The sequence below is a fragment of the Streptomyces olivochromogenes genome (assembly GCF_001514115.1).
Lineage (GTDB): Bacteria > Actinomycetota > Actinomycetes > Streptomycetales > Streptomycetaceae > Streptomyces > Streptomyces olivochromogenes.
The window spans coordinates 419,425-442,170 of the sequence record NZ_KQ948454.1; the positions used below are offsets into that span (position 1 = coordinate 419,425).

At 69.8% G+C, this 22,746-nt stretch carries 18 protein-coding genes, 2 pseudogenes and 1 riboswitch; of the genes and pseudogenes, 12 read left to right on the forward strand and 8 right to left on the reverse strand.

Annotation, left to right across the window (positions count from 1 at the left end; genetic code table 11):
• The first annotated feature begins 734 nt into the window (after positions 1-734).
• The 3 genes from AQJ27_RS14365 to AQJ27_RS14375 all read left to right on the forward strand — a co-directional run bounded on the left by AQJ27_RS14365 (position 735) and on the right by AQJ27_RS14375 (position 4,708).
• Positions 735-1,394 carry a response regulator transcription factor gene (locus AQJ27_RS14365; RefSeq protein WP_067367365.1) on the forward strand — a complete coding sequence of 220 codons (660 nt, stop codon included), beginning with the start codon at positions 735-737 and terminating at the stop codon, positions 1,392-1,394.
• Positions 1,395-1,704: 310 nt separating this feature from the next.
• Positions 1,705-3,636 (forward strand): 2-oxoacid:acceptor oxidoreductase subunit alpha, encoded by a 1,932-nt coding sequence (locus AQJ27_RS14370; protein WP_067367368.1) that lies wholly within the window; start codon positions 1,705-1,707, stop codon positions 3,634-3,636.
• Complete coding sequence (locus tag AQJ27_RS14375; protein WP_067367371.1) at positions 3,629-4,708, forward strand: 2-oxoacid:ferredoxin oxidoreductase subunit beta; 1,080 nt, start codon at positions 3,629-3,631, stop codon at positions 4,706-4,708. The genes AQJ27_RS14370 and AQJ27_RS14375 overlap by 8 nt, the downstream gene beginning before the upstream one ends.
• Positions 4,709-4,766: 58 nt before the next feature.
• Here the strand turns inward: AQJ27_RS14375 and AQJ27_RS14380 are convergent, their stop codons facing one another.
• On the reverse strand, positions 4,767-5,129 hold the full coding sequence (locus AQJ27_RS14380; protein ID WP_235613604.1) for a winged helix-turn-helix transcriptional regulator: 363 nt from the start codon (positions 5,127-5,129) through the stop codon (positions 4,767-4,769).
• A gap of 191 nt (positions 5,130-5,320) precedes the next feature.
• On the opposite strand from AQJ27_RS14380, the gene AQJ27_RS14385 reads away from it, so the two are divergent.
• From AQJ27_RS14385 to AQJ27_RS14400, 4 genes are all read left to right on the forward strand, one after another.
• Entirely contained in the window at positions 5,321-6,175 is an 855-nt protein-coding gene (locus AQJ27_RS14385; RefSeq protein ID WP_067367377.1) for an SDR family oxidoreductase, read from the forward strand.
• Between the two features lie 141 nt (positions 6,176-6,316).
• Entirely contained in the window at positions 6,317-7,390 is a 1,074-nt protein-coding gene (gene rarD / locus AQJ27_RS14390; protein WP_235613591.1) for an EamA family transporter RarD, read from the forward strand.
• Positions 7,391-7,458: 68 nt separating this feature from the next.
• Positions 7,459-7,917, forward strand: coding sequence for a VOC family protein (locus AQJ27_RS14395; RefSeq protein WP_067367380.1), 459 nt, complete (start codon positions 7,459-7,461; stop codon positions 7,915-7,917).
• Between the two features lie 159 nt (positions 7,918-8,076).
• Positions 8,077-9,021, forward strand: coding sequence for a M28 family metallopeptidase (locus AQJ27_RS14400; RefSeq protein WP_067367383.1), 945 nt, complete (start codon positions 8,077-8,079; stop codon positions 9,019-9,021).
• A 117-nt stretch (positions 9,022-9,138) separates the two neighbouring features.
• Here the strand turns inward: AQJ27_RS14400 and AQJ27_RS14405 are convergent, their stop codons facing one another.
• Positions 9,139-10,305, reverse strand: a complete 1,167-nt coding sequence (locus AQJ27_RS14405) for a hypothetical protein (RefSeq protein ID WP_067367386.1) — start codon at positions 10,303-10,305, stop codon at positions 9,139-9,141.
• 182 nt (positions 10,306-10,487) lie between these two features.
• Between AQJ27_RS14405 and AQJ27_RS14410 the strand changes: the two genes are divergently transcribed.
• Together AQJ27_RS14410 and AQJ27_RS14415 are read left to right on the forward strand one after the other, a co-directional pair.
• Positions 10,488-11,024: a DUF6668 family protein gene (locus tag AQJ27_RS14410; RefSeq protein WP_067367899.1), complete on the forward strand. Its 537-nt coding sequence runs from the start codon at positions 10,488-10,490 to the stop codon at positions 11,022-11,024.
• 180 nt (positions 11,025-11,204) lie between these two features.
• A complete protein-coding gene (locus AQJ27_RS14415; protein WP_067367389.1) occupies positions 11,205-11,837 on the forward strand; it encodes a flavodoxin family protein in 633 nt (210 codons plus the stop codon).
• A 3-nt stretch (positions 11,838-11,840) separates the two neighbouring features.
• Here the strand turns inward: AQJ27_RS14415 and AQJ27_RS14420 are convergent, their stop codons facing one another.
• From AQJ27_RS14420 to AQJ27_RS14440, 5 genes are all read right to left on the reverse strand, one after another.
• Positions 11,841-12,743 carry an ABC transporter permease gene (locus AQJ27_RS14420; RefSeq protein WP_067367391.1) on the reverse strand — a complete coding sequence of 301 codons (903 nt, stop codon included), beginning with the start codon at positions 12,741-12,743 and terminating at the stop codon, positions 11,841-11,843.
• Positions 12,730-13,725: an ABC transporter ATP-binding protein gene (locus AQJ27_RS14425; RefSeq protein ID WP_067367393.1), complete on the reverse strand. Its 996-nt coding sequence runs from the start codon at positions 13,723-13,725 to the stop codon at positions 12,730-12,732. The genes AQJ27_RS14420 and AQJ27_RS14425 overlap by 14 nt, the downstream gene beginning before the upstream one ends.
• A 77-nt stretch (positions 13,726-13,802) precedes the next feature.
• On the reverse strand, positions 13,803-15,035 hold the full coding sequence (locus tag AQJ27_RS14430) for a LolA family protein (RefSeq protein ID WP_067367396.1): 1,233 nt from the start codon (positions 15,033-15,035) through the stop codon (positions 13,803-13,805).
• Between the two features lie 245 nt (positions 15,036-15,280).
• Positions 15,281-16,309: a CHRD domain-containing protein gene (locus AQJ27_RS14435; RefSeq protein ID WP_079064973.1), complete on the reverse strand. Its 1,029-nt coding sequence runs from the start codon at positions 16,307-16,309 to the stop codon at positions 15,281-15,283.
• Between the two features lie 264 nt (positions 16,310-16,573).
• Entirely contained in the window at positions 16,574-17,584 is a 1,011-nt protein-coding gene (locus AQJ27_RS14440) for a polyprenyl synthetase family protein (RefSeq protein WP_067367400.1), read from the reverse strand.
• 270 nt (positions 17,585-17,854) lie between these two features.
• Here AQJ27_RS14440 and AQJ27_RS58640 point away from each other — a divergent pair.
• The 3 genes and pseudogenes from AQJ27_RS58640 to AQJ27_RS14460 all read left to right on the forward strand — a co-directional run bounded on the left by AQJ27_RS58640 (position 17,855) and on the right by AQJ27_RS14460 (position 21,606).
• Positions 17,855-20,163 (forward strand): annotated as a pseudogene (locus tag AQJ27_RS58640) (CocE/NonD family hydrolase).
• Entirely contained in the window at positions 20,147-20,470 is a 324-nt protein-coding gene (locus tag AQJ27_RS14455) for a hypothetical protein (protein WP_067367407.1), read from the forward strand. Before AQJ27_RS58640 ends, AQJ27_RS14455 begins: the two are co-directional and overlap by 17 nt.
• A gap of 272 nt (positions 20,471-20,742) precedes the next feature.
• Positions 20,743-20,903: riboswitch (cyclic di-AMP (ydaO/yuaA leader) on the forward strand.
• A 4-nt stretch (positions 20,904-20,907) separates the two neighbouring features.
• A complete protein-coding gene (locus tag AQJ27_RS14460) occupies positions 20,908-21,606 on the forward strand; it encodes a LysM peptidoglycan-binding domain-containing protein (RefSeq protein ID WP_067367411.1) in 699 nt (232 codons plus the stop codon).
• Positions 21,607-21,752: 146 nt separating this feature from the next.
• Here the strand turns inward: AQJ27_RS14460 and AQJ27_RS14465 are convergent.
• A pseudogene (locus AQJ27_RS14465) lies at positions 21,753-22,556 on the reverse strand (HAD family hydrolase); the annotation flags it as partial.
• Between the last annotated feature and the right edge of the window lie 190 nt (positions 22,557-22,746).

Genomic DNA, 22,746 nt, shown 5'->3' on the forward strand with positions numbered 1-22,746 from the left:
GGCGGGGGTGAGCGGGGTTGGGGGGTGGGGTGTTTCTCGCCCCCGCCGCCCCTACCCGTCCCATCCCCGGGGGCTCCGCCCCCGACCCCCCGGCGGGGCTCCGCCCCTGCACCCCGTCAGGGGCGCTGCCCCTGCCCCCCCGCGGGGCGGAGCAGCCCGCACCCACCCACAGACGTCGCCTCTGACCCCCACGGGGCTCCGCCCGCGTACCCCCACCACAAGCAGCGCCTCTGACCCCCACGGGGTCCGCCCCCGCACCCCCACCACAAGCAGCGCCTCTGACCCACACGAGGTCCGCCCCCGCACCCCCACCACAGGCGGCTCCTGTGGCCCCCGCGGGAGCCCGCCCCACACGCCACAGGGGCGCAGCCCCGAACCCCGACCGGGCTCGGCCCCCAACCCAGCGGGGCTCCGCCGCCGAACCTCACCACGCGCGTACCCCCAGCCCCCGCAGGACTCCACCCCCGCCAAGCGCCCTCCCCCACGGACCCCTCCCCCTGCGCCCTGGTCCCTGCCCCCGCTCCCCACCACCAGCCCGAAATCCCCACCCCCTAAACCCCACCCCGGAGCCAAAAGTGCGCCCCCCGCATTCCCCCATCCCCCTCCCTCTGATTCCCCTTGGTCGGGGGCAGGTGGGTCCGAATGCTGGGATGCTGTGGGCTGATGCATGAGCGGGGACGCGGCCGGCGTGGGTCGGGGAATGGTGTGGGGGGCCGGGAATCGTGGAGGACAGGGTGCGGGTGGTCATCGCCGAGGATTCAGTGCTGCTCAGGGAGGGCCTGACCCGGTTGTTGACCGACCGCGGGCACGACGTCGTGGCCGGTGTCGGAGACGGCGACGCGCTGATCAAGACCATCACCGACCTGGCGGCGCAGGGCTCGCTGCCGGACGTCGTGGTCGCCGACGTACGAATGCCGCCGACGCACACCGACGAGGGCGTGAAGGCGGCCGTGCAGCTGCGCAAGCAGCACCCGGGGGTGGGGGTGCTGGTGCTGTCGCAGTACGTGGAGGAGCGCTACGCCACCGAACTGCTGGCCGGTTCGACCCGTGGCGTCGGCTACCTGCTCAAGGACCGCGTCGCGGAGGTGCGCGAGTTCGTGGACGCGGTGGTGCGGGTGGCCCAGGGGGGTACCGCTCTGGACCCGGAGGTGGTCGCGCAGCTGCTCGGGCGCAGTCGTAAGCAGGACGTACTGGCCGGGCTCACGCCGCGGGAGCGGGAGGTCCTAGGACTTATGGCCGAGGGACGCACCAACTCGGCGATCGCGCGGCAGCTCGTGGTGAGTGACGGAGCGGTCGAGAAACACGTCAGCAATATCTTCCTGAAACTCGGACTTTCCCCGAGCGACGGCGATCATCGGCGTGTTCTCGCGGTCCTCACCTATCTGAACTCCTGAGGGACTGACACTGGGTCAGCCGAACGCACTGGTTCAGCCGAACGGAATCACCCTCGAAGGACAGGGGGCCCGACACGGCACCAGAGCGGCGCGAGACCGGCACGAGAACCAAAGGATGAGGTAGAAGCGTCTTCCAGAGGAGCGTCGGGGGCGAGTAAGTCATGACAAGTCAGGGCGTCGAACCATCTCAAAATGGTGTCCATCATGCGAACGGCCGAGGGAAGGCGACCCTTACAGACGTAGGGTTGATCCCGGGAAGGCCTGCGGGAAGGCCGCTCCCAGACAGCCGCCTCGAAGGAGGTCCAGTTAAGTGACCAGCCAGGTCAGTAGCCCAGCGGAGCAGGCCGACGAAGCCGTCGTAGGAGAACAGCGCAAACCGGCGGGGGCAAAGGAAACACGCCGGCTCAACCGGGTGATCATCCGATTCGCGGGTGACTCCGGTGATGGAATGCAACTCACCGGCGACCGCTTCACCTCCGAGACGGCGTCCTTCGGCAATGATCTTTCGACGCTGCCGAACTTCCCCGCCGAAATCCGAGCGCCCGCAGGCACCCTGCCGGGCGTTTCTTCATTTCAGCTGCATTTCGCTGACCATGACATCCTCACGCCCGGTGACGCGCCGAATGTGCTGGTGGCCATGAATCCGGCGGCGCTCAAGGCGAACATCGGTGATGTGCCGCGCGGCGCGGAGATCATCGTCAACACGGACGAGTTCACGAAGCGGGCGATGGCGAAGGTCGGTTACGCGGCCAGCCCGCTGGAGGACGGTTCGCTGGACGGGTACGCCGTCCATCCGGTCCCGCTGACGACGATGACGGTCGAGGCGCTCAAGGAGTTCGAGCTGTCCCGCAAGGAGGCCGAGCGCAGCAAGAACATGTTCGCGCTGGGCCTGCTGTCCTGGATGTACCACCGGCCCACCGAGGGCACCGAGAAGTTCCTGAAGTCGAAGTTCGCGAAGAAGCCCGAGATCGCCGCCGCCAACATCGCCGCGTTCCGGGCGGGCTGGAACTTCGGCGAGACGACCGAGGACTTCGCGGTCTCCTACGAGGTCGCCCCGGCCGCCAAGACCTTCCCGACCGGCACCTACCGCAACATCTCCGGGAACCTGGCCCTGTCGTACGGCCTGATCGCCGCCTCCAAACAGGCGGATCTGCCCCTCTACCTGGGCTCCTACCCGATCACCCCGGCCTCCGACATCCTGCACGAGCTCAGCAAGCACAAGAACTTCGGAGTGCGCACCTTCCAGGCCGAGGACGAGATCGCGGGCATCGGCGCGGCCCTGGGCGCAGCCTTCGGCGGCTCCCTCGCCGTCACCACCACCTCCGGGCCGGGCGTGGCGCTGAAGTCGGAGACCATCGGGCTCGCGGTCTCCCTCGAACTGCCACTGCTGGTCATCGACATCCAGCGCGGCGGGCCTTCCACGGGGCTGCCGACGAAGACGGAGCAGGCGGACCTGCTCCAGGCGATGTACGGGCGCAACGGAGAGGCCCCGGTCCCGGTGGTCGCCCCGTGCACGCCGGCCGACTGCTTCGACGCCGCCCTGGAAGCCGCCCGGATCGCCCTCACCTACCGCACCCCCGTCCTGCTCCTCTCCGACGGCTACCTGGCCAACGGCTCCGAGCCGTGGCGGATCCCGGAGGTCGACGGACTTCCGGACCTGCGGGTGCAGTTCGCACAGGGTCCGAACCACACCCTGGACGACGGCACCGAGGTGTTCTGGCCGTACAAGCGCGACCCGGGGACCCTGGCCCGCCCGTGGGCCATCCCCGGCACGCCCGGCCTGGAACACCGCATCGGCGGCATCGAGAAGCAGGACGGCACGGGCAACATCTCCTACGACCCCGCCAACCACGACTTCATGGTCCGCACCCGCCAGGCGAAGATCGACGGCATCGACGTACCTGACATCGAGGTCGACGACCCCTCCGGCGAGGCCAACACCCTGGTTCTGGGCTGGGGTTCGACGTACGGACCCATCACCGCGGCGGTACGGCGGCTGCGGGCGGCCGGGGAGAACATCGCGCAGGCCCATCTGCGCCACCTCAACCCCTTCCCCCGGAATCTCGGCGCGGTGCTGGGGCGTTACGAGAAGGTGGTGATCCCTGAGATGAACCTCGGCCAGCTCGCCACGCTCGTCCGGGCGAAGTACCTGGTCGACGCGCACTCCTACAACCAGGTCAACGGCATGCCGTTCAAGGCCGAACAGCTCGCCACGGCGCTCAAGGAGGCCATCGATGGCTGAGACGACCACAGGAAGCGCGGACACGATCGAGGCCCTCACCCTGGTGCCCAAGGCCGAGGCCAGGCAGTCCATGAAGGACTTCAAGTCCGATCAGGAAGTGCGCTGGTGCCCCGGCTGCGGTGACTACGCGGTCCTGGCCGCCGTACAGGGCTTCATGCCCGAGCTCGGCCTCGCCAAGGAGAACATCGTCTTCGTGTCGGGCATCGGCTGCTCGTCCCGCTTCCCGTACTACATGAACACCTACGGGATGCACTCCATCCATGGCCGCGCGCCCGCCATCGCGACGGGCCTCGCCTCCAGCAGGCGGGACCTGAGCGTGTGGGTGGTCACCGGTGACGGGGACGCCCTCTCCATCGGCGGCAACCATCTGATCCACGCGCTGCGCCGCAACGTGAACCTGAAGATCCTGCTGTTCAACAACCGGATCTACGGCCTCACCAAGGGGCAGTACTCGCCGACCTCCGAGGTCGGCAAGATCACCAAGTCGACGCCGATGGGCTCGCTGGACGCGCCCTTCAACCCGGTGTCCCTGGCCATCGGCGCGGAGGCGTCCTTCGTGGCCCGGACCGTGGACTCCGACCGCAAGCACCTCACCGACGTACTGCGGCAGGCCGCCGCCCACCCGGGCACGGCACTGGTGGAGATCTACCAGAACTGCAACATCTTCAACGACGGCGCCTTCGAGGTCCTCAAGGACAAGCAGCAGGCCGAGGAGGCGGTGATCCGTCTCGAACACGGGCAGCAGATCCGCTTCGGCGCGGACCGCGCCAAGGGTGTCGTACGGGATCAGCTGACCGGTGACCTGAAGGTCGTCACCGTCACCCCGGAGAACGAGGCACAGATTCTGGTCCACGACGCCCACTCCGCGTCCCCGACCACGGCCTTCGCGCTCTCCCGGCTGGCCGACCCGGACACCCTGCACCACACCCCGATCGGCGTCCTGCGCTCCGTGGAGCGGCCGGTCTACGACACCCAGATGGCCGACCAGCTGGACACAGCCATCGAACAGAACGGCAAGGGCGACCTCGCCTCACTCCTCGCGGGCGGGGACACCTGGACGGTCGTCGGCTGAGCGAGCCGACCGTCCGAGGCGTTCTTCGAGGCGTTCTTCGAGGCGTTCTTCGAGGCGTTCAAGAAGTTCCAGGGGCCCGGGTGGCAGACGCCCGGGCCTCGTCGTATGCGTGGCGGGACCTCTCCACGTCGTCCATCCGGTCCTTGGTCCAGACGGCCAGCGTGCGCACCTGCTCGGCGGCCTCGCGGCCCAGTTCGGTGAGCGAGTAGTCGACGCGGGGCGGGATCACGGGCTTCGCGTCACGGTGGACAAGACCGTCGCGCTCCAGGGTCTGGAGGGTCTGGGTGAGCATCTTCTCGCTGACCCGGCCGATCGCCCGGCGCAGCTCGCTGAAGCGGTAGGGGCGGTCGAGGAGCTCGATCAGCACGAGCACGCCCCAGCGGCTGGTGACGTGCTCCAGGACGAGGCGGTACGGGCACATCGCCTCGCCCGTGTCGTACTTGGAGACGGCCGCGGGCCTGGAGACGGCCGGGGGCTTGGACGCGGCCGGGGTGTCGGTGGATACCTCTGTACTTACTCCCATGCCAGTACCTTACTTCAAAGTGGGTACTTTCGCAGAGTTAGCGCACCTCCTAGGGTTAGTGACAGACCTACCCCACAAGGAGCCAAGCCATGAGCATCGTCGTCACCGGAGCCACCGGACACCTCGGCCGCCACGTCATCGAGGGACTGCTGGAGAAGGTTCCGGCCGACCAGATCACCGCCGTCGTCCGCGACGCGGACAAGGCCGCCGGCTTCGCGGCCCGCGGCGTGAAGATCGCGGTCGCCAACTACAACGAGCCCGAGACCTTCGGGCCCCTCTTCGCCGCCGGCGACAAGGTGCTGCTCATCTCCGGCAACGAGTTCGACAAGGGCCGCGTGGCCCAGCACCAGGTCGTCCTGGACGCCACCAAGGCCGCCGGGGTCGCGCTCTTCGCGTACACCAGCGCGCCGGGCACCCTCACCGCCGCCCTCGCCGACGACCACAAGGGCACCGAGAAGGCGATCCTGGAGTCGGGTGTGCCCTACGCCCTGCTGCGCAACGGCTGGTACAACGAGAACTACACCGAGAACCTCGCCCCGGTCCTCGAGTACGGCGCCGTCACCCAGGCCGCCGGCGACGGCAAGGTCGCCTCCGCCGCCCGCGCCGACTACGCGGCCGCCGCCGTGGCCGTACTGACCGGCGAGGGCCACGAGAACAAGACGTACGAGCTGAGCGGCGACACCGCGTGGAGCTTCGCCGAGTACGCCGCCCTGGTGGCCGAGCGGTCCGGCAAGGAGATCGTCTACAACGCCGTCTCCGTCGAGGCGCTCACCGGCATCCTGACCGGCGCCGGACTGCCCGGCCCCCTCGCCGCGATCCTGGCGGGCGTCGACGCGTCCATCGAGAAGGGCGAGCTCGCGGGCACCAGCGGTGACCTGTCCCGGCTGACCGGCCGCCCGACCACGCCGGTCGCCGAGTCGATCGCGGCGGCGCTGAAGGGCTGACTCCCCCTCGGGCCCCGGCGCCGTCGCCCTCCGAACCTCCGCCTGTCATGACCGTATAGCGATACGGGCATGACAGGCGGGGGCGCTCGGCGCTACCTTCTTGGAGGCTGCGCGGGAGCAGCTGTGCGAGAGGGAGGGCCGGTGGCCGTGCAGCAGGCGAAGAATTCGATGGGTGCGACCGGCTCGACGGGTTCCAGTGGCCCCGTCGGCTCCGCGAGTTCCAGTGGCCCCGTCGGCTCGACGGATTCCCGGATATCCAAGGCCGAGCAGCGCATCGGACTGTTGAACGGCTTCGCCGCGTACGGAATGTGGGGGCTCGTTCCCCTCTTCTGGCCGCTGCTGAAGCCGGCCGGAGCCCTCGAGATCCTCGCCCACCGGATGGTGTGGTCCCTCGCCGTGGTCGGCGTCGCCCTGCTGGTCATGCGGCGCTGGGCCTGGCTCGGCGAACTGCTGCGACAGCCGCGCAAGCTGGCGCTGATCAGCGTCGCGGCGGCCGTCATCACGGTCAACTGGGGCGTCTACATCTGGGCCGTGAACAGCGAGCACGTCGTCGAGGCGTCCCTCGGCTACTTCATCAACCCGCTCGTCACCATCGCCATGGGCGTCCTGCTGCTGAAGGAACGGCTGCGCCCCCTGCAGTGGACGGCGGTCGGCGTCGGCTTCTCCGCGGTGCTCGTCCTCGCCATCGGGTACGGCCGGCCGCCGTGGATCTCCCTCACCCTCGCCTTCTCCTTCGCCACGTACGGGCTGGTGAAGAAGAAGGTCAACCTCGGCGGGATCGAGTCGCTCGCCGCCGAGACGGCGATCCAGTTCCTGCCCGCGCTCGCCTATCTGCTGTGGCTGGGTTCGAGCGGGAGCGCGACCTTCGGCACGGAGGGCGCGGGGCACGCGACGTTGCTCGCGGCGACGGGCGTCGTCACGGCACTTCCGCTGGTGTGCTTCGGCGCGGCCGCGATACGGGTGCCGTTGTCCACGCTGGGGCTGTTGCAGTACCTCGCCCCGGTGTTCCAGTTCCTGCTCGGCATCCTCTACTTCCACGAGGCCATGCCGCCGGAGCGGTGGGCCGGGTTCGCGCTGGTCTGGCTCGCGCTGTCGCTGCTCACCTTCGACGCGCTGCGGACCGCGCGGCGGGCGGCTCGGGCGCTCAGGGCCGGGGCGGTCGCGAGTGCCGTCGCCGGCGCGCGGGGCGCCGCCGCCGTGGAGGCCAAGTCGTAGAGAGTTGTTCGACGGCACGTGCGCAAATCCGTTGCACCTCTCATCAGGCAACCACTATGAGTGGCTGTATGACGCCTACGCCCGTGCACTGGAAGCTGGTCATCGACGCCACCGACCCGCACGCCCAAGCCGACTTCTGGGCCGCCGCCCTCGGTTACGAGGTCGAGGACAACAGCGCGCTCGTCGAACGACTGCTGGGCCTCGGTGCCCTGCCTGCCGAGGCCACCGTCGGCTTCCACGGCCGCCCGGCCTTCCGGGACCTGATCGCCGTACGGCATCCCGACGACCCGTACGACAAGGAGCGCGGCATCGGGCTGGGACGACGCCTGCTCTTCCAGCGCGTCCCCGAGCCGAAGACCGTCAAGAACCGGCTCCACCTCGATCTGCACCCGGGCGAGGGCCGACGCGCGGACGAGGTCGCCCGGTTGGAGGGGCTGGGCGCGGAGGCGCTGCGGCACGTGAAGGAACCGGCCGGCGAGTGGGTGGTGATGGCCGACCCGGAGGGGAACGAGTTCTGCGTGCAGTGAGCGTGCGTGCAGTGAGCGTGCGGGCTGCGAGCGTCACCCACCCCGGCGGCCCGGGTTCGCTATGCGAACCAGCCTGACCGGATTGCGCTCTTGACGGAACGTCAGCCTCAGAAACACCATCAGGCACCTCATTCCCACAAGGAATCCGGAGCCCCCCACATGAAGCTCTCCGTTCCCGGGCGTGCCGCCGGCGTCGTCGTCGCGGCCGTCACGCTCCTCACCACCGGCGCGATAACCGGCGCGGCGCCCGCCCCCACCGCCGCGGCCGCCGCACCCGACATCCCCGTGGCCAACGTCAAGTCCCATCTCGCACAGCTGCAGTCCATCGCCACCGCCAACGGCGGCAACCGCGCACACGGCCGCACCGGCTACAAGGCCTCCATCGACTATGTGAAGGCGAAGCTGGACGCGGCCGGATTCACCACGACCCTCCAGCAGTTCACGTCCTCCGGCCGCACCGGGTACAACCTGATCGCCGACTGGCCGGGCGGCGACGCCAACCAGGTCGTCATGGCGGGCTCGCACCTCGACAGCGTGACCGCGGGACCCGGCATCAACGACAACGGTTCCGGGTCCGCCGCGATCCTGGAGACCGCGCTCGCCGTCTCCCGGGCTCAGTACCAGCCCACCAAGCACCTGCGGTTCGCCTGGTGGGGCGCTGAGGAGCTGGGGATGGTCGGCTCGAAGTACTACGTGAACAACCTGTCCTCCGCGAACCGGGCGAAGATCAGCGACTACCTGAACTTCGACATGATCGGCTCACCGAACCCCGGCTACTTCGTCTACGACGACGACCCCACGATCGAGAAGACCTTCAAGGACTACTTCGCGGGCGTCGGCATCGCCACGGAGCCGGAGACCGAGGGCGACGGCCGCTCGGACCACTCCCCCTTCAAGAACGTGGGCATCCCGGTCGGCGGTCTCTTCAGCGGCGCCGACTACATCAAGACGGCCGCCCAGGCCACCAAGTGGGGCGGCACCTCCGGCCAGGCCTTCGACCGCTGCTACCACGCCTCCTGCGACACGGCGTCCAACATCGACGACACGGCCCTGAACCGGAACGCGGACGCGCTGGCGTACGCCGTGTGGACGCTGTCCTCCTAGGACTCCTGAGCTCCTGGCCCGCTGAGGCCCCCCTAGGCCCCCCTAGGGCCCACTGAGGCTCCCAGGGCCCACTGAGGCTCCTGGGGCTCACTGGGGCTCCTCGTTCTCCCAGCCCTCCTAGGGGGTGTACGGGTTGTCCGCCAGGGAGCGGGCCCGGGCCCGGTCCGCGAGGCGGGTCATGCGAGTGCGGGCCGACTCGAGCTGTTCGAGGTCGTCGGCGGCGGGGCCGCCGTCGGCGACGAGCTCGGTCCACAGCGTGATCAGGTCCTGCCCCAGGTTCAGCCCCTGCAAGGGGTCGCGCACGGCGCGCCAGGCCGCGGCGGCGCTCTGTACGTTGCCGTACGCGGCCTCGGGGTCCTGGTGCCGCCTGCGGACCCGGGCGAGGTCGAGGGACAGGTGGAACGCCCGGAGCGGGTCACCGGCCAAATAGGCGATGTACGAGGTCAGCTCGCGCAGCCGCAGCACCTCCGGGTGCTCGGGGCCCAGTGACCGCGACGCGTCCGCGCCGACCCGCTCCGCCATCCCCGTGGCCTCTTCGATGCGGCCCATCTTCACGGCCTCGTTGATCCGCGCCACGGGCTCCACGAGGAACGCCGCGCCCTCCGTCTCCTGAACCGGTGCCAGCACGGACTCGGCGACGGCGTCGAAGCCGCGCGCGGGCGTGGGCTTCGGTTCCGGCTCCGGCTCGGGGTCCATGACGGACATGGCCTCCATCGCGGGGGCCGGACGCTCAGGAGTCAGCCCCACGGGCGGCGGGCCGAACTCGCCCGTCGGAGCCACCGCTACGCCGGGGGTGGCGTCCCGCGTCGGCTCCGGCAGCGCCCGCAGCACATGCGTCGCCGCGGCCCCGGGCAGGGGCTGAGGCTCCGACACCGGCACCCGCGGCGCCGCGGGCATCGCGGGAGGGGCCGCGGGCATCGCGGGAGGGGTTGCCGACGCCCCGGGCACCTCGGCCGGCGGCCCCACCCGTACGGGCTCGCCCGTGTAACGGCTCGACCCGTCCCCGTACACCTCCAGCGGTACGACGAAGCCGATCCGCTCGTCGTGGATGGTGGCGAGGACGGAGTGACCGGCGGCGAGGGCGAGTCGGTGGAGGTGGTTCAGGACGGCGGCCTGGACGGTCTGGCCGTGCACGACGCCGACCGGCACACCACCGACCGTGACGCCGCCCCCGCTTTCCCCCGCGGGCGCGGTGACCCACACCTCCAACGGGCCGGCGCCGGGGCCGACCGCCGAGCGCTGCCGCTTGGATTCCCGCTTCTGTTCGCGGCTGAGTCGAGACATCGCTTCCCTCACTCGGGTCGTACTTCCATGCGTCGACCTTGCCTCAAGATCCCGTCAGGTACATACAGTCAAGTCTCTCGGCTCACCACCGCTGCATGCGTCACTACGGCGTCACAGCCTCGTAAGAGTGGCCGACAACGCCGACAACGACCGAGGAGAGTGGTCAGGTGACGCAGGGGAGCATGCGGCAGGGAGCGGAAGGGCCCGAGATCTGGCTCCGCGGGCCCGTCGCCGACACGGTGGAACCCACTCGGTGGCCCGAACCCGCCGGGGACGAACCCGACCACCTCGACGTCGGGCCACGGCGGTACGCCTGGGTCGCGACGCACGGCGGGGCCGGCACCACCACGCTCGCCGCGGTCTTCGGCGGCCATGACGCCGGGCGGAACTGGCCCCGGCCCGACCAGGGAGAACCGGGGTCGGTGCTCCTCGTCGGGCGTACGCACGCGGCGGGACTGGACGCCGTCTCGCACACCCTGGACACCTTCCGCCGGGGTGAGGCGCCCCCGGGTCTCGACCTCGACGCCGTGGTACTGGTCGCGGACGCACCCGGGCGGCTGCCCCGCCCGCTCGCCCAGCGCGTCAAGGTGATCGATTCGATGATCGACGTGTATCAGGTGCCGTGGATCCCGGCGTGGCGCATCGGCGACCTCACCTCGGCGCCGCCCCGCGAGACGGCCGCGCTGGCCCGGCTGACGGGCGCCGCGCGTCTGCCCTGAACCCCGGCCCCGGCAGAACCCCGGTAGAACCCCGGCGGCCGACAGCCCGCAGTCGGCGTCCGGCGTCCGCCATCCCCGTCTCTCGGCATGGACGTCGCATGCGTATGCATATATTGTGCACGCATGCAGTTGCGGGTCGTGGCGTTCCGCGACCCGTCGCACACGCACCCAGGGGGACCCATGAGCCGTCACTTCCTGTTCCTGCTCGGCAGCAGCCGCCCCGACGGCAACACCGAGCTGCTGGCCCGTCGGGCCGCCGAACAGTTGCCCGCGGATGTCGAGCAGCGCTGGCTGAGCCTCGCCGAGCACCCGCTGCCCGACTTCGTGGACCTGCGGCGCGACAGCGACCACGTACACCCGGCCGCCGGGAGCAATCCGGCGCTGCTGCTCGACGCCACCCTGGCGGCCACCGACATCGTGATCGCCTCGCCGCTGTACTGGTACTCGGTGTCCGGCCTCACCAAGCGCTACCTGGACTACTGGTCGGGCTGGCTGCGCATGCCCGGCGTCGACTTCAAGGCCAGGATGGCGGGGCGCACCCTCTGGGGCGTCACCGCACTGGCGCACGAGGAGGAAGAGGTCGCCGACCCGCTGATCGGCACTCTCCACCACTCGGCCGCGTACCTGGGCATGCGTTTCGGCGGGGTCCTGCTCGGCAACGGCAGCAAGCCCGGTGACGTACTGAAGGACACGGCAGCGCTGGCGCAAGCGAAGACGTTCTTCGCAGGGGAGGCACCGCTCGCCCGCTACCCCTACGAGAAGCAGGTCACCGACGGCGCGCGCGACACGCAGGGCGTGGCAGCCGCGCGTTGACGGCTACGCGGTGATGTCCTTCGCCGTGAACCGCGCCCAGGCCGCCGAGCCGAACACCGCCGCGTACAGGCCCTGGAGCCCGAGGTTGCGGACCAGGTCGTCCCAGTACACCGGGTCGCGCATGAGGTCGGCGAAGGACAGCCAGTAGTGGGAGAAGAAGTACGGCTGGAGGGCGTGGAGCTGGGGGATCTGGTCGAGGATCTGGATGGTGATGAGGAGGCCGACCGTCGTCGCCATCGCCGCGATGCCGCTGTTGGTCAGCGTCGAGACGAACAGGCCGAGGGCCGCGACGCCGATCAGTGACGCGGCGACGACCAGCGCGATGAGGAACGCCCGTCCGAGCCCCTCGGTGAAGCTGATCCGGGTCCCGGAGATCGTCGTCAGCTCGCCCAGGGGGAAGAGCAACGCGCCGACCGTGAGCGCCGAGAGCGCCACCACCAGGGTCGCGACCAGGCAGAACGTCATGGTCGTCGCGTACTTGGTGAGCAGCAGGCGGGTACGGCCCGCGGGCGCGACCAGCAGGTAGCGCAGCGTCCCCGCGTTCGCCTCGCCCGCGATCGCGTCGCCCGCGATGACGCCGATGGCCATCGGCAGGAAGAAGGGGAGGGTCGCGGCGAGCGCCGTGAACACCAGGAACAGGCCGTTGTTGGTGATCTGCGAGATGAACGCCGGTCCTTCGCCGCCGCCACCGCCCGCCGTCGAGCCGTCACGTGTCTCGATCTTGATCGCGATGCCGATGAGGATCGGCACGGCCGCGAGCACGGCGAGCAGCGCGATGGTCCGCCAGCGCCGGAAGGTGGTGAGGAGCTCGCTGCGGAAGAGTCCGAAGGTCCACAGGGGGCTCGGTTTCCGTATCGCCGTGTCCTCGACGCGTACCGCCTCGGCCCCGGCCTCAGCCCGCGACATCGAACCCCTCCCCCGTCAGCGCCACGAACGCGTCCTCCAGTGAGGCCCGTTCGACGCCGAAGCCGCGGACGCGGACGCCCGCCGTGACCAACGCGGCGTTCAGTTCGGCGAGTTCGCGGTCCGGAGGTTCGGCACTCACGCCTGTCTCCGTCACGACGAGATCCGCGACTCCCTGTTCCTTCAGTACGCGCGCCGCGTCCCCGGGGTCCGGGGTGGTCACGACCAGCCGCCCCCGCGCCCCCGCCGCGAGCTCCGCCACCGGGCCCTGGGTGATCAGCCGGCCCTGTGCCATCACGGCGGCGTGCGTGCACACCTGCTCGATCTCGTCGAGCAGGTGTGAGGAGAGGAAGACGGTCGTGCCGTCCGAGGCCAGCTCCCGCACGAGGGAACGGATCTCGCGCATGCCCTGCGGGTCGAGGCCGTTGGTCGGCTCGTCCAGGACGAGCAGGCGGCGGGGCTGGAGCAGCGCGGCCGCGAGCCCGAGCCGCTGCTTCATGCCGAGCGAGTACGCCTTCGCCTTCTTGCCCGCGGCCGCGGTGAGTCCGACCCGGTCGAGGGCGGCCGCGACGCGGGTACGCCGGGTGCGCGGGTCGGCGGTCGGGTCGGCGGCGTCGTACCGGAGGAGGTTGTCGCGGCCGGAGAGGAAGCCGTACAGCGCGGGGCCCTCGATGAGGGCGCCCACGTGCGGGAGCACGGCGCGGGTGGCGCGGGGCATGGGCTGCCCCAGCACACGCGCCGTGCCCGAGGTCGGCTCGATCAGGCCCATCAGCATGCGGATGGTGGTGGTCTTGCCCGAGCCGTTGGGTCCGAGGAAGCCGAAGACGCTGCCCGCCGGAACGGTCAGATCGAGGCCGTCCACGGCGAGCTGTCCGCCGCGGAAGCGCTTGGTGAGCGCCCGGGTGGCGATCACCGTGCCCTCGGCGGACGCGCTGGCGGTGCCCGCCACAGACGGGTCCGTACCCTCGGCGGACCGCTCCTCCATGGGCTCCCTCGTTTCGGCTTCGTCCCTACGTCGGTTCCGTACCTCAGTTCCGTACGTCAGTTCCGTACGTACGGTACTCAGTGGGCCTCGTTGGCCGCCTTCACCAGCGCGTCCTTGGTGACCGCACCGGCGTACACCTTGCCGTCGTCCGTGATCAGCGCGTTGACCAGGCGGGTCGAGAAGACCGTGCCCGAGCCGAACTTGCCCTTGACGTGGTCGCCGAGGGAGTTCAGGAACCCGGAGACGTCGCCGCCCTGGGACGACGAACCGGAGGGTATGCCCTGGCCGCCCGTGTCGAACTCCGCGATGGTGCTCCAGCCCTCGCCGATGGTCTTCAGACCGTCGAGCCCCTTGCCGAGGTCATCGCGGCTCGGAGCGGACTCCGGGGCCTTGGTGCCCTTGGTGTCCTCGCCGTCCTTGCCCTCGGTGACCTTCGCACCCTTCGGCGGGGTGAAGTCGAAGGTCGAGGCGGCCGGCTTGGCGAAGGCGACCTGGGTGAACCCGGCGTCCACGACGGCCGCGCCGCCGCTCTTCGGGACCAGCGTGAACTTCAGCGGCACCCCGGTCTTCGCGTCCACCGCGACAGTGATCGCGCCGACCGTGGAACCGGACTGCTTCGGCTTGATCAGCAGCTTGTAGGCGTCACGGCCCGCGACCTGCGCCGTGCCGTCGACCGTCACGGAAGTCGTGTCGTCGACCGACTTCAGGGCCTCGTCGGCGAGCTCCTTGGGCGTCGTCGGGACGTCCTTCGGGGCCTTCTCCCGGCCCTTTTCGGCTGCGGGGGCCGTCGAGTGGTACACCTCGTTCGACTTGCTGTCGTACGCCCACACGTCGTTGCCGTTGTGGATGATGCTGTACTCGGCGGCGTTCTCCAGGACGGAGACCTTGGCCTTGTCCGGGCCGTCGGCCGCGACGCGCACCGTGTGCGTGCCGGAGGCCAGCTCCATGAGCTTGGACTGCGGGTCGGCGGAGGAACCGTCGGACCCGTTGGCAGCGCCGGACAGCATGCCGCTCTCCAGGCCGCCCAGGCTGGGCAGTCCAAGATCGGTGCTGACCTTGACTGTGCCGGACAGCTGCTGGACGTCCGACTTGGCGATCTTCTCGATGAGCTGCTCTGCGGTGATCTTCGGCAGGCTGGGGTCGCCGGAGTCGGCGAGCGCCGGGACGAGCCCGATGGTCGCGGCCGCCACCCCCACCACTGCGACCGGAACGACGTAACGAGCCGCCTTGCGCCGGCCGGTGCGGACGTCGTCGGCCTCGTCGGGCAGACCTTCCGCCCCGGCGGTCCTGTCGGATTCGTACGGTGCCATGTGTGCCTTACCTCCGTCGTCGGCGGCGGCCTACCGTCCTCACTTCTCCACCCCTATAGCCGCCATTCTCACCCGAACCGGTGAGGAGTGGTGTTCTCAATCTGACCAAATCGGCCGACGAGAAGCGTCAGACCCCGGACTCAACTCCACGTAGTCCTGCGGTATGACATGAGAAGGCGGTGGCTCCCCCGACCCGTAGGGGTTGGGGAAACCACCGCCTGGGCCTCACTGAGCCCCGGTACCCGTCAGCGCTGCACGAACACGTAGTCCGCCTGGTAGGGCACGCCCACGATCGCGCCCGGCGAGCAGGAGCCGGCCGGGGCGACGCCGCCCACGGTGTTGAGCCGCAGGATCTCCTGCGTGTCGGCCAGCAGACCGCGGTGCTTGCCGGACTGTGTGGCCTTGAGGTCCAGCTCGGCGATGTTCTTGTCGCCGTTCGGAGTCTTGGAGATCACCGCTCCGGTGACCGCACTGCGGTCGGGCGCGACCCACTGCGGCGTACCGGAGTTGGGCTTCACGAACGTATGCACGATATTGCCACCAAGCAGCGCCGCGACGTCACGCTGAGCGAAGGCGTAGCCACCGCCCTCGGCGGGCTTGCACTCGTAGATCTGCTTGCCCTTGACCACGGACGCCTGGAAGTTGCCGAGGGCGTCACGGAAGTCGAAGGAGCCGGTGACCTTGTGGAGCTGGCCGCGGACGGCTCCACCCGGGAACTCGGCGGTGTGCAGATTGGCGTAGAACGCTCCCGGGTCGTTCTTCAGCCGCTGCAGCAGGGCGGCGTCCTTCACCTTCACGGTGCCGACCACGTGGTGACCCTTGATCCTGCCGAGCAGCTCGGTGAAGTCGATCTTGATGCCGCCGTTGGTGCCCTTGGCGCCCTGGTGGATGTGGAGCATGGTCGGCCTGCCGGTGCCGCGCCAGGTCACGGCGACGGACACCTTGTCCCCCTTGACCTTGATGAACTCCAGCGCCGCACCGTCCTTGTCGCCGACGGCGGGGCCGCCCTGGACGGGCACCTCGTTGGCGCCACGGAGGCTGGTGGCGAGGATGGCGCCGCTGCCGCCGACGACTCCGCTCTGCGCGACGATGGTCTGGTCGCCGTGCGTCGAGTGGCTCATGCCGCCGTGGTCACTGTGGTGGCCGCCGCCTGCGGCGACCGCCGGGATGACGGCGGCTGCGACACCGGCCGCGGCTGCCACCGCGACACCGGCCATGACCAGGCCCTTGCGGCGCGCGTCCGACATGGTCTTGAACGTGACGTTCGATTCCATGATTCTTTTTTCTCCCCGTAATGCAGCCGACGCCCCCTGCGTCAGCTTCTGCCCGGGAGTACGGACCGATTCCTATCCTGGACTCAATCCAACAATGTGACGTGCGTCACGACGGGGAGCGCCTACGTCGGGACCCGGGGAGGGCGCACGCCGACACCTGAGGAGGGCCGCACGCCGACACCTGAGGAGGGCGTACGTAGGCACCCGAGGAGGGCGTACGTCAGCACCCGAGGAGGGCGTACGCCGGTGGCTCGCTCCGGGCGCCTATCCGGCCCGGTGCACGACCGCGTCCACCAGCTCCATGAGCGCCGCCTTCGCATCGCACTCGCGGAGCGGGACGAGCGCGGCGCGGGCCTCCTCCGCGTACCGCACGGTGTCACGGCGGGCCTGCTCCAGCGCCGGATGCGCCCGCAGCAGAGCCAGCGCCTCCGCGTGCCGGTCGTCGTCCGTGAGGTCGGAGTCGAGCAGCTCGCACAGCGCGATGTCCTCGGCGAGACCGAGCCGCTCCGCCCGCTCACGCAGTCGCAGCACCGGCAGCGTGGCGATGCCCTCGCGCAGGTCCGTACCCGGCGTCTTCCCGGACTCGTGCGAGTCGGAGGCGATGTCCAGCACATCGTCCGCGAGCTGGAAGGCGACACCCAGCCGCTCCCCGTACTGCGTCAGCACGTCCACGACCGTCTCGTCGGCGCCCGACATCATCGCGCCGAACCGGCACGCCACGGCGACCAGCGAGCCGGTCTTGCCGCCGAGCACGTCGAGGTAGTGGTCGACCGGGTCGCGTCCGTCGCGCGGCCCCGCCGTCTCCAGGATCTGTCCGGTGACGAGCCGCTCGAACGCCTCGGCCTGGATACGGACGGCCTCGGGCCCGAGGTCGGCCAGGGTGTGGGACGCGCGCGCGAAGAGGAAGTCGCCGGTGAGAACGGCGACCGAGTTGCCCCAGCGGGTGTTCGCGCTGGGCACGCCGCGCCGCGCGTCGGCCTCGTCCATCACGTCGTCGTGGTACAGGGTGGCGAGATGGGTCAGTTCGACGACCACGGCCGAGGGCACGACACCCGGCGCGTAGGGGTCACCGAACTGCGCGGCGAGCATCACGAGCAGCGGACGGAACCGCTTTCCGCCGGCGCGCAGCAGGTGCTGCGCGGCCTCTGTGATGAAGGGGACCTCGCTCTTGGTGACTTCGAGCAAGCCCTCCTCCACAGCCGTCAATCCGGCCTGGACATCGGCTTCGAGAGCCTGGTCCCGCACGCTCAGCCCGAACGGCCCGACGACGGTCACGAGAGGTTCTCCTGTCTGCTGACGATCACATGGCGAACTCGGTCGATCATTCGGTCGATGACACGGTTTGTCGATGTGTCGCTGCCATCACTCAAGTCAGCGTATCCGGTCACGTTTCGATCACCACGAGCGCCCACCGTCCCCACTGCCGACTTCCTCCCGACTTCCCTCTCCCCCGCCATCCGATGTCCCCCGAGCGGCAGACAGTCCCACACCCGGGCGGTACTGGATCACGGACGGTATGTTCTTGATCGCTCGATATGACCTGATATAAGACGTATTGACTGCTCAGACGGGGATCTGTGGGTCCCTCTCCCGGACGGCACCCGCCTGCACGCGCGTGTGTGGCGCGCGCTGGCCTACGCGCCCGTCCCCGCGCTCCTCGAATATCTCCCGGACCGGCTCACCGACAGGACCGCGCCACGCGACTGGCAGCGCCACCCCTGGTACGCGGGTCACGGCTACGCCTCCGTCCGGGTGGATGCCCGCGGTCACGGCGACTCGGAGGGCGTGCCGGCGGACCCGTACGGGGAGAGTGAGCGGGCCGACGGGGTGGAAGTGATCCACTGGCTGGCGGACCGGCCCTGGTGCAGCGGCGCGGTGGGCATGTTCGGCATCTCCCGGGGCGGCTTCACCTCCCTTCGGATCGCGGCCCTCGCGCCCGAACCGCTCAAGGCGATCGTCGCGGTCTGTTCGACCGACGATCCCTGTGACAACGACGGGCACCGCACGGGAGGTTCCGTCCTCGCCGTCGAGACGCACGCCCGGGCGGCCACGGCGCTCGCCGACGTCGCCCGTCCCGCCGGATCCGGCGCACGTGGCCAGGTGATGTGGTGCGACATGTGGGTGAAGCGCCTGCTGGAGACGGTGGAGCCGTTCATCCATACGTGGCTGTCCCACCCGACACGGGACGAGTACCGGCAACACGCCGGTGTGCGCGAGGACGGGGGATGAGGACGGGGGATACGGAGGGATCCGGGCCGCCGCGCTTGCGGTGGGCGGTGGCACGACCCGTACCGCGACACGGTGCTGCGTCTGGTCGAGAGCCTTCCCGCCGACCGCGTGCGCGGCCTGATCGGCCCCTGGTGCCACCAGTACCCGGACCGGGGCCTGCCACCGGGCCCGGCGATCGGCTTCCTCCAGGAGACGCCGAGGTGGTGGGACCGCTGGCTCAGGCCGACCGTTACGAGCGTCGCCGAGTCCGAGTCCGAGTCCAGCCCCGGCCCTGATCCCGATCCCGAGCCCGACGCGATCGGCCATCCCGACCTCGGTGTGCTCAATCCCGACCTCGGCGTGATCAACAATCCCGGCCCCGACGCGACGACCGATCCTGACCCCGGCGTGAACGGCGATCCAGGGCCCGGCGTGAACGGCCATCCGGACCCCGGTATGAACGACGATCCGGACCCCGGTGTGAACAACGATCCGGACCCCGGCGTGCGCAACCGTGACGTCATGGCGCAGCCCCTCCTGCGCTCCTACGTCATGGCCCCCCGGCGACGACGTACCCGTCCCTCCCCGGCCGCTGGGCGGGCGACACCGCCTGGCCCTCCCCCTCCGTGACCCCGATCGCGTACGCGACGCGGGGCGCACCGGTGCTGGTGTGCTCCCCTCAGCACACGGGCGTGGACGCGGGCCGTTTCCGACCCGTCGGGAACGACGCGGACCTGCCGTCGAACCAGCGGGAGGAGGTCGCGAGGTCGGCCTGCTTCGAGTTCGACGTCCCGGGGGAGACCTGGATCCTGGGGTGCCCCGGGGTCCTCCTGCGTCTGACGTCCCACTCCCCCTGGGGCCAGGTGATCGCCCGGGTGTGCGACGTCGCTGCCGACGGTTCCTCGACGCTGGTGACCCGGGGTGCTCTGAACCTGTCAGCGCGCTACGGCCCCGACCGGGCGGTCTCCTGGAAACCGGGCTCTACGGAGGACGTGGTTTTCGACATGACCGCCCTCGGCTACGCATTCCCCTCCGGCCACCGCATCCGGCTCTCCCTGTCCTGCGCCTACTGGTCGTGGATCTGGCCCCAGCCGGGCTCGGCGGCGGGGTTCGTCCTGGACCCGGCGGGCAGTTCGCTCGAACTTCCGGTGCGAGCAAGGGAGTCGGACCCGAGGATCACCTTCGAGGAGCCGGAGCGGTCCGAACCCCTGGGAGTGACGTCCCCGGCCACCCTGGACGAGCCCCGCCCCGAACGCCTGGTCGTCCGAGACGTGGCGAGGGGCGAGTGGCGCCTGGAGGCCGACCCTCACCAGGACGCCACCCGTGTTTACCCGGACGGCCTCGAATGCACGGAGGACGCCCCGGACACGTACACCATCGACGAATCGGACCCGCTTTCCGCCCGTACCCGCTCGACGAGGTCGATCCGTCCGCACCGCCCGGAGCCGCCCTGGGACGCCCGGGACGAGACACGCTCCGAACTCGGCTGCGACGCCCGGGAGTTCATCACCGCGAACGAGCTGATCTGCAAGGACGGCAACGAGGTGGTCTTCCATCGGACGCGGGAGAGAAGAATCCCCCGGACGGCGGACTGGAGTCCCGGCGGCGGCATGGGCAACCCTGAGGAGCATGGCGCGGACCGGTGAGTTCCTGATGGCCCTGGACGAGGGGATGCTCGCGTACTTCCGCGAGATGGCCGACGAGATGGTCGCGCGTTTCGGGATCCCCCGGGCCGAGGCGGTGGCGAGGATCAACAGGGCTTACGCGGGGCAGGAGTTCGAGCCTTACCCAGACCTTATGTGCCACGAACTCCCCGAATACTGGGCCTACGGCCTCTACTTCAAGCCCAACGCCGGCCGGCTCCCCGACGACGACCCCGACACGGACCTGTCCGCGTGGGAGGTCCGCCCGGCTCCGCCCGCGGGCTCACCGGCCTGGACACTCGAAGCATGATGTCCGATTTGCCGCCAGTGCCGCTTTATTTCTGCTTGGTCGCGTGAATTGGGTCACGCCCATGTCGGGTGGACTCTTTATCCCCTCTTGACGACTCCCCCTTTGCATAAGGCAAGTTGAGCGTCACGTTCCGGATTAATCGGGCATTTTCACCCTCGGATCTCCCAGGTGAAAGCGATCTACACCGGGAAATGAGGGCTTGTTCCGGACATGTGCTCTCGCATACGTTCACGTCAATCCGGACGGACCGCCCAATCCTGCCGCCGACCGGAATAACCCAGCCACCCACACACACGCACGGCAGGAGCGGGGGACCCAGGTAAGCCGCCGAACCGGACACCGGAACGGCTAGGGGTGAAGTCGCACACACCGTGCGGCCGGGCAGCTCCCGCCCGAACCCGACAGCTCACTTCGCAGGCGCCGGAGAGGAATTCGCCATGTCCGCACGAGGCAAGCACCGCAGCTTCAAGATCCACGGCATGCTCACTCGGGGCATCCTCGCCGCGGGAATGGGCGGAGTCGCACTCGCCCTTCCGCTCGTGAGCGCGACCTGCGCGCAGGCCGCCACGGCCACCACCACTGATGTCCAGCTCATCACGTACAAGGTGGTCGCGGGCGACACCCTGGCCAAGATCGCGCAGAAGTACCCCAAGAGCGGCGGCGCGGCGAAGCTGTACGCCGCCAACCGCGCGGTCATAGGCCCCGACCCGACGACGCTCCGGCCGGGCCTCACCCTGACCGTAGGCACCAGAACCGTCCAAACCCCCACCAAGGCGACCCCGGCGAAGACGGCGCCCACCAGCTCGAAGACGTACGCGAACAACCTCGACGGTTGGATCAAGCACTCGCTGGACATCATGGCCCGCAACAAGATCCCCGGCACCTACAACGGCATCCACCGCAACGTCATGCGCGAGTCCTCCGGCAACCCCCTGGCCATCAACAACTGGGACTCCAACGCCAAGGCCGGCATCCCCTCCAAGGGCCTGCTCCAGGTCATCGACCCGACGTTCAAGGCCTACCACGTGCCGGGCACGTCGATGAACCCCTACGACCCGGTCGCGAACATCACGGCGGCCTGCAACTACGCGGCGGCGAAGTACGGCTCGATCGACAACGTCAACGGGGCCTACTGACAGGGCTGGTGGGGCTGGTTGGGCCGGTAGGGCTGGTACGCCTGCCAGGACTGATGCGGCTGATACGGCTGATGAGGTCGGAGAGACTCGGAGAGCCCCCGGGACCCACCGGGCTCTCCGGACTCCCGGAACCGATTCGACCGGCACGGGAACAGCCGCTCCAGCACCACCGCGATCCCGTCCTCCTCGTTCGACAGCGTCACCTCGTCGGCCATCGCCTTCAGCTCCGGATGTGCGTTGGCCATGGCGACCCCCCGGGCGGCCCAGTCGAACATGGGGATGTCGTTGGGCATGTCGCCGAAGGCGATGGTGGCGGCCGGAGTGAGACCGAGGTGGTCGGCGGCGAGCGCCAGACCGGTCGCCTTGGTCACGCCGCATGGCTGGAGTTCGACGGTCCCGGGTCCCGACATGGTGACGGTGGCCAGCGAGCCCACCACTCCCCGGGCCGCCGAGGCCAACTCGTCGTCGGACAGTGACGGATGGCGGAGCAACACCTTGCTGATCGGCTCCGTCCACAGGTCGTCACGGTGACGCACCCGCACCGCCGGAAGCGTCGGATGCGGCATCACGTACCCCGGCTCGATGAGCGTCAGCCCGTCCACGCCGTCCTGGTCCACCGCGGCGTAGAGCAGCCCGACTTCCGCCTCGATCTTGCCGAGCGCGGTCTCCGCGAGTTCCCTGTCCAGGGTCACCGACCACAGCAGCCGGTCCGTCGCCGCGTCGTACAGCTGCGCCCCCTGCCCGCACACCGCCAGTCCCGCGCCGCCGAGTTCGTCGAGCAGCGGTCGTACTCTCGGCGCCGGGCGCCCCGTCACGACCAGGTGCCGGGCACCCGCCTCGGCCACCCTCTCCAACGCGGCCCGAGACCGGTCGGAGAGGGTGTCGTCGCCGCGGAGCAGCGTTCCGTCCAGGTCAGTGGCGATAAGTGAATATGCAGTCGGAGCGGCCATGATCCGAAGAATACGGATCGAACGACTCATCGGCCCGGCGTGAACCGGACGACGTCCGGTATCCCGTCAGCAACGCCGTTGACCGTACGGGCCGTACTGGGCGTACAAAGTGCACTTCGGCCCCTGTCCACCGAATCGGGCGGTACGAAAAGACTCCGAGCGGAATGTCACTCCAGAGGATGACGCGGCA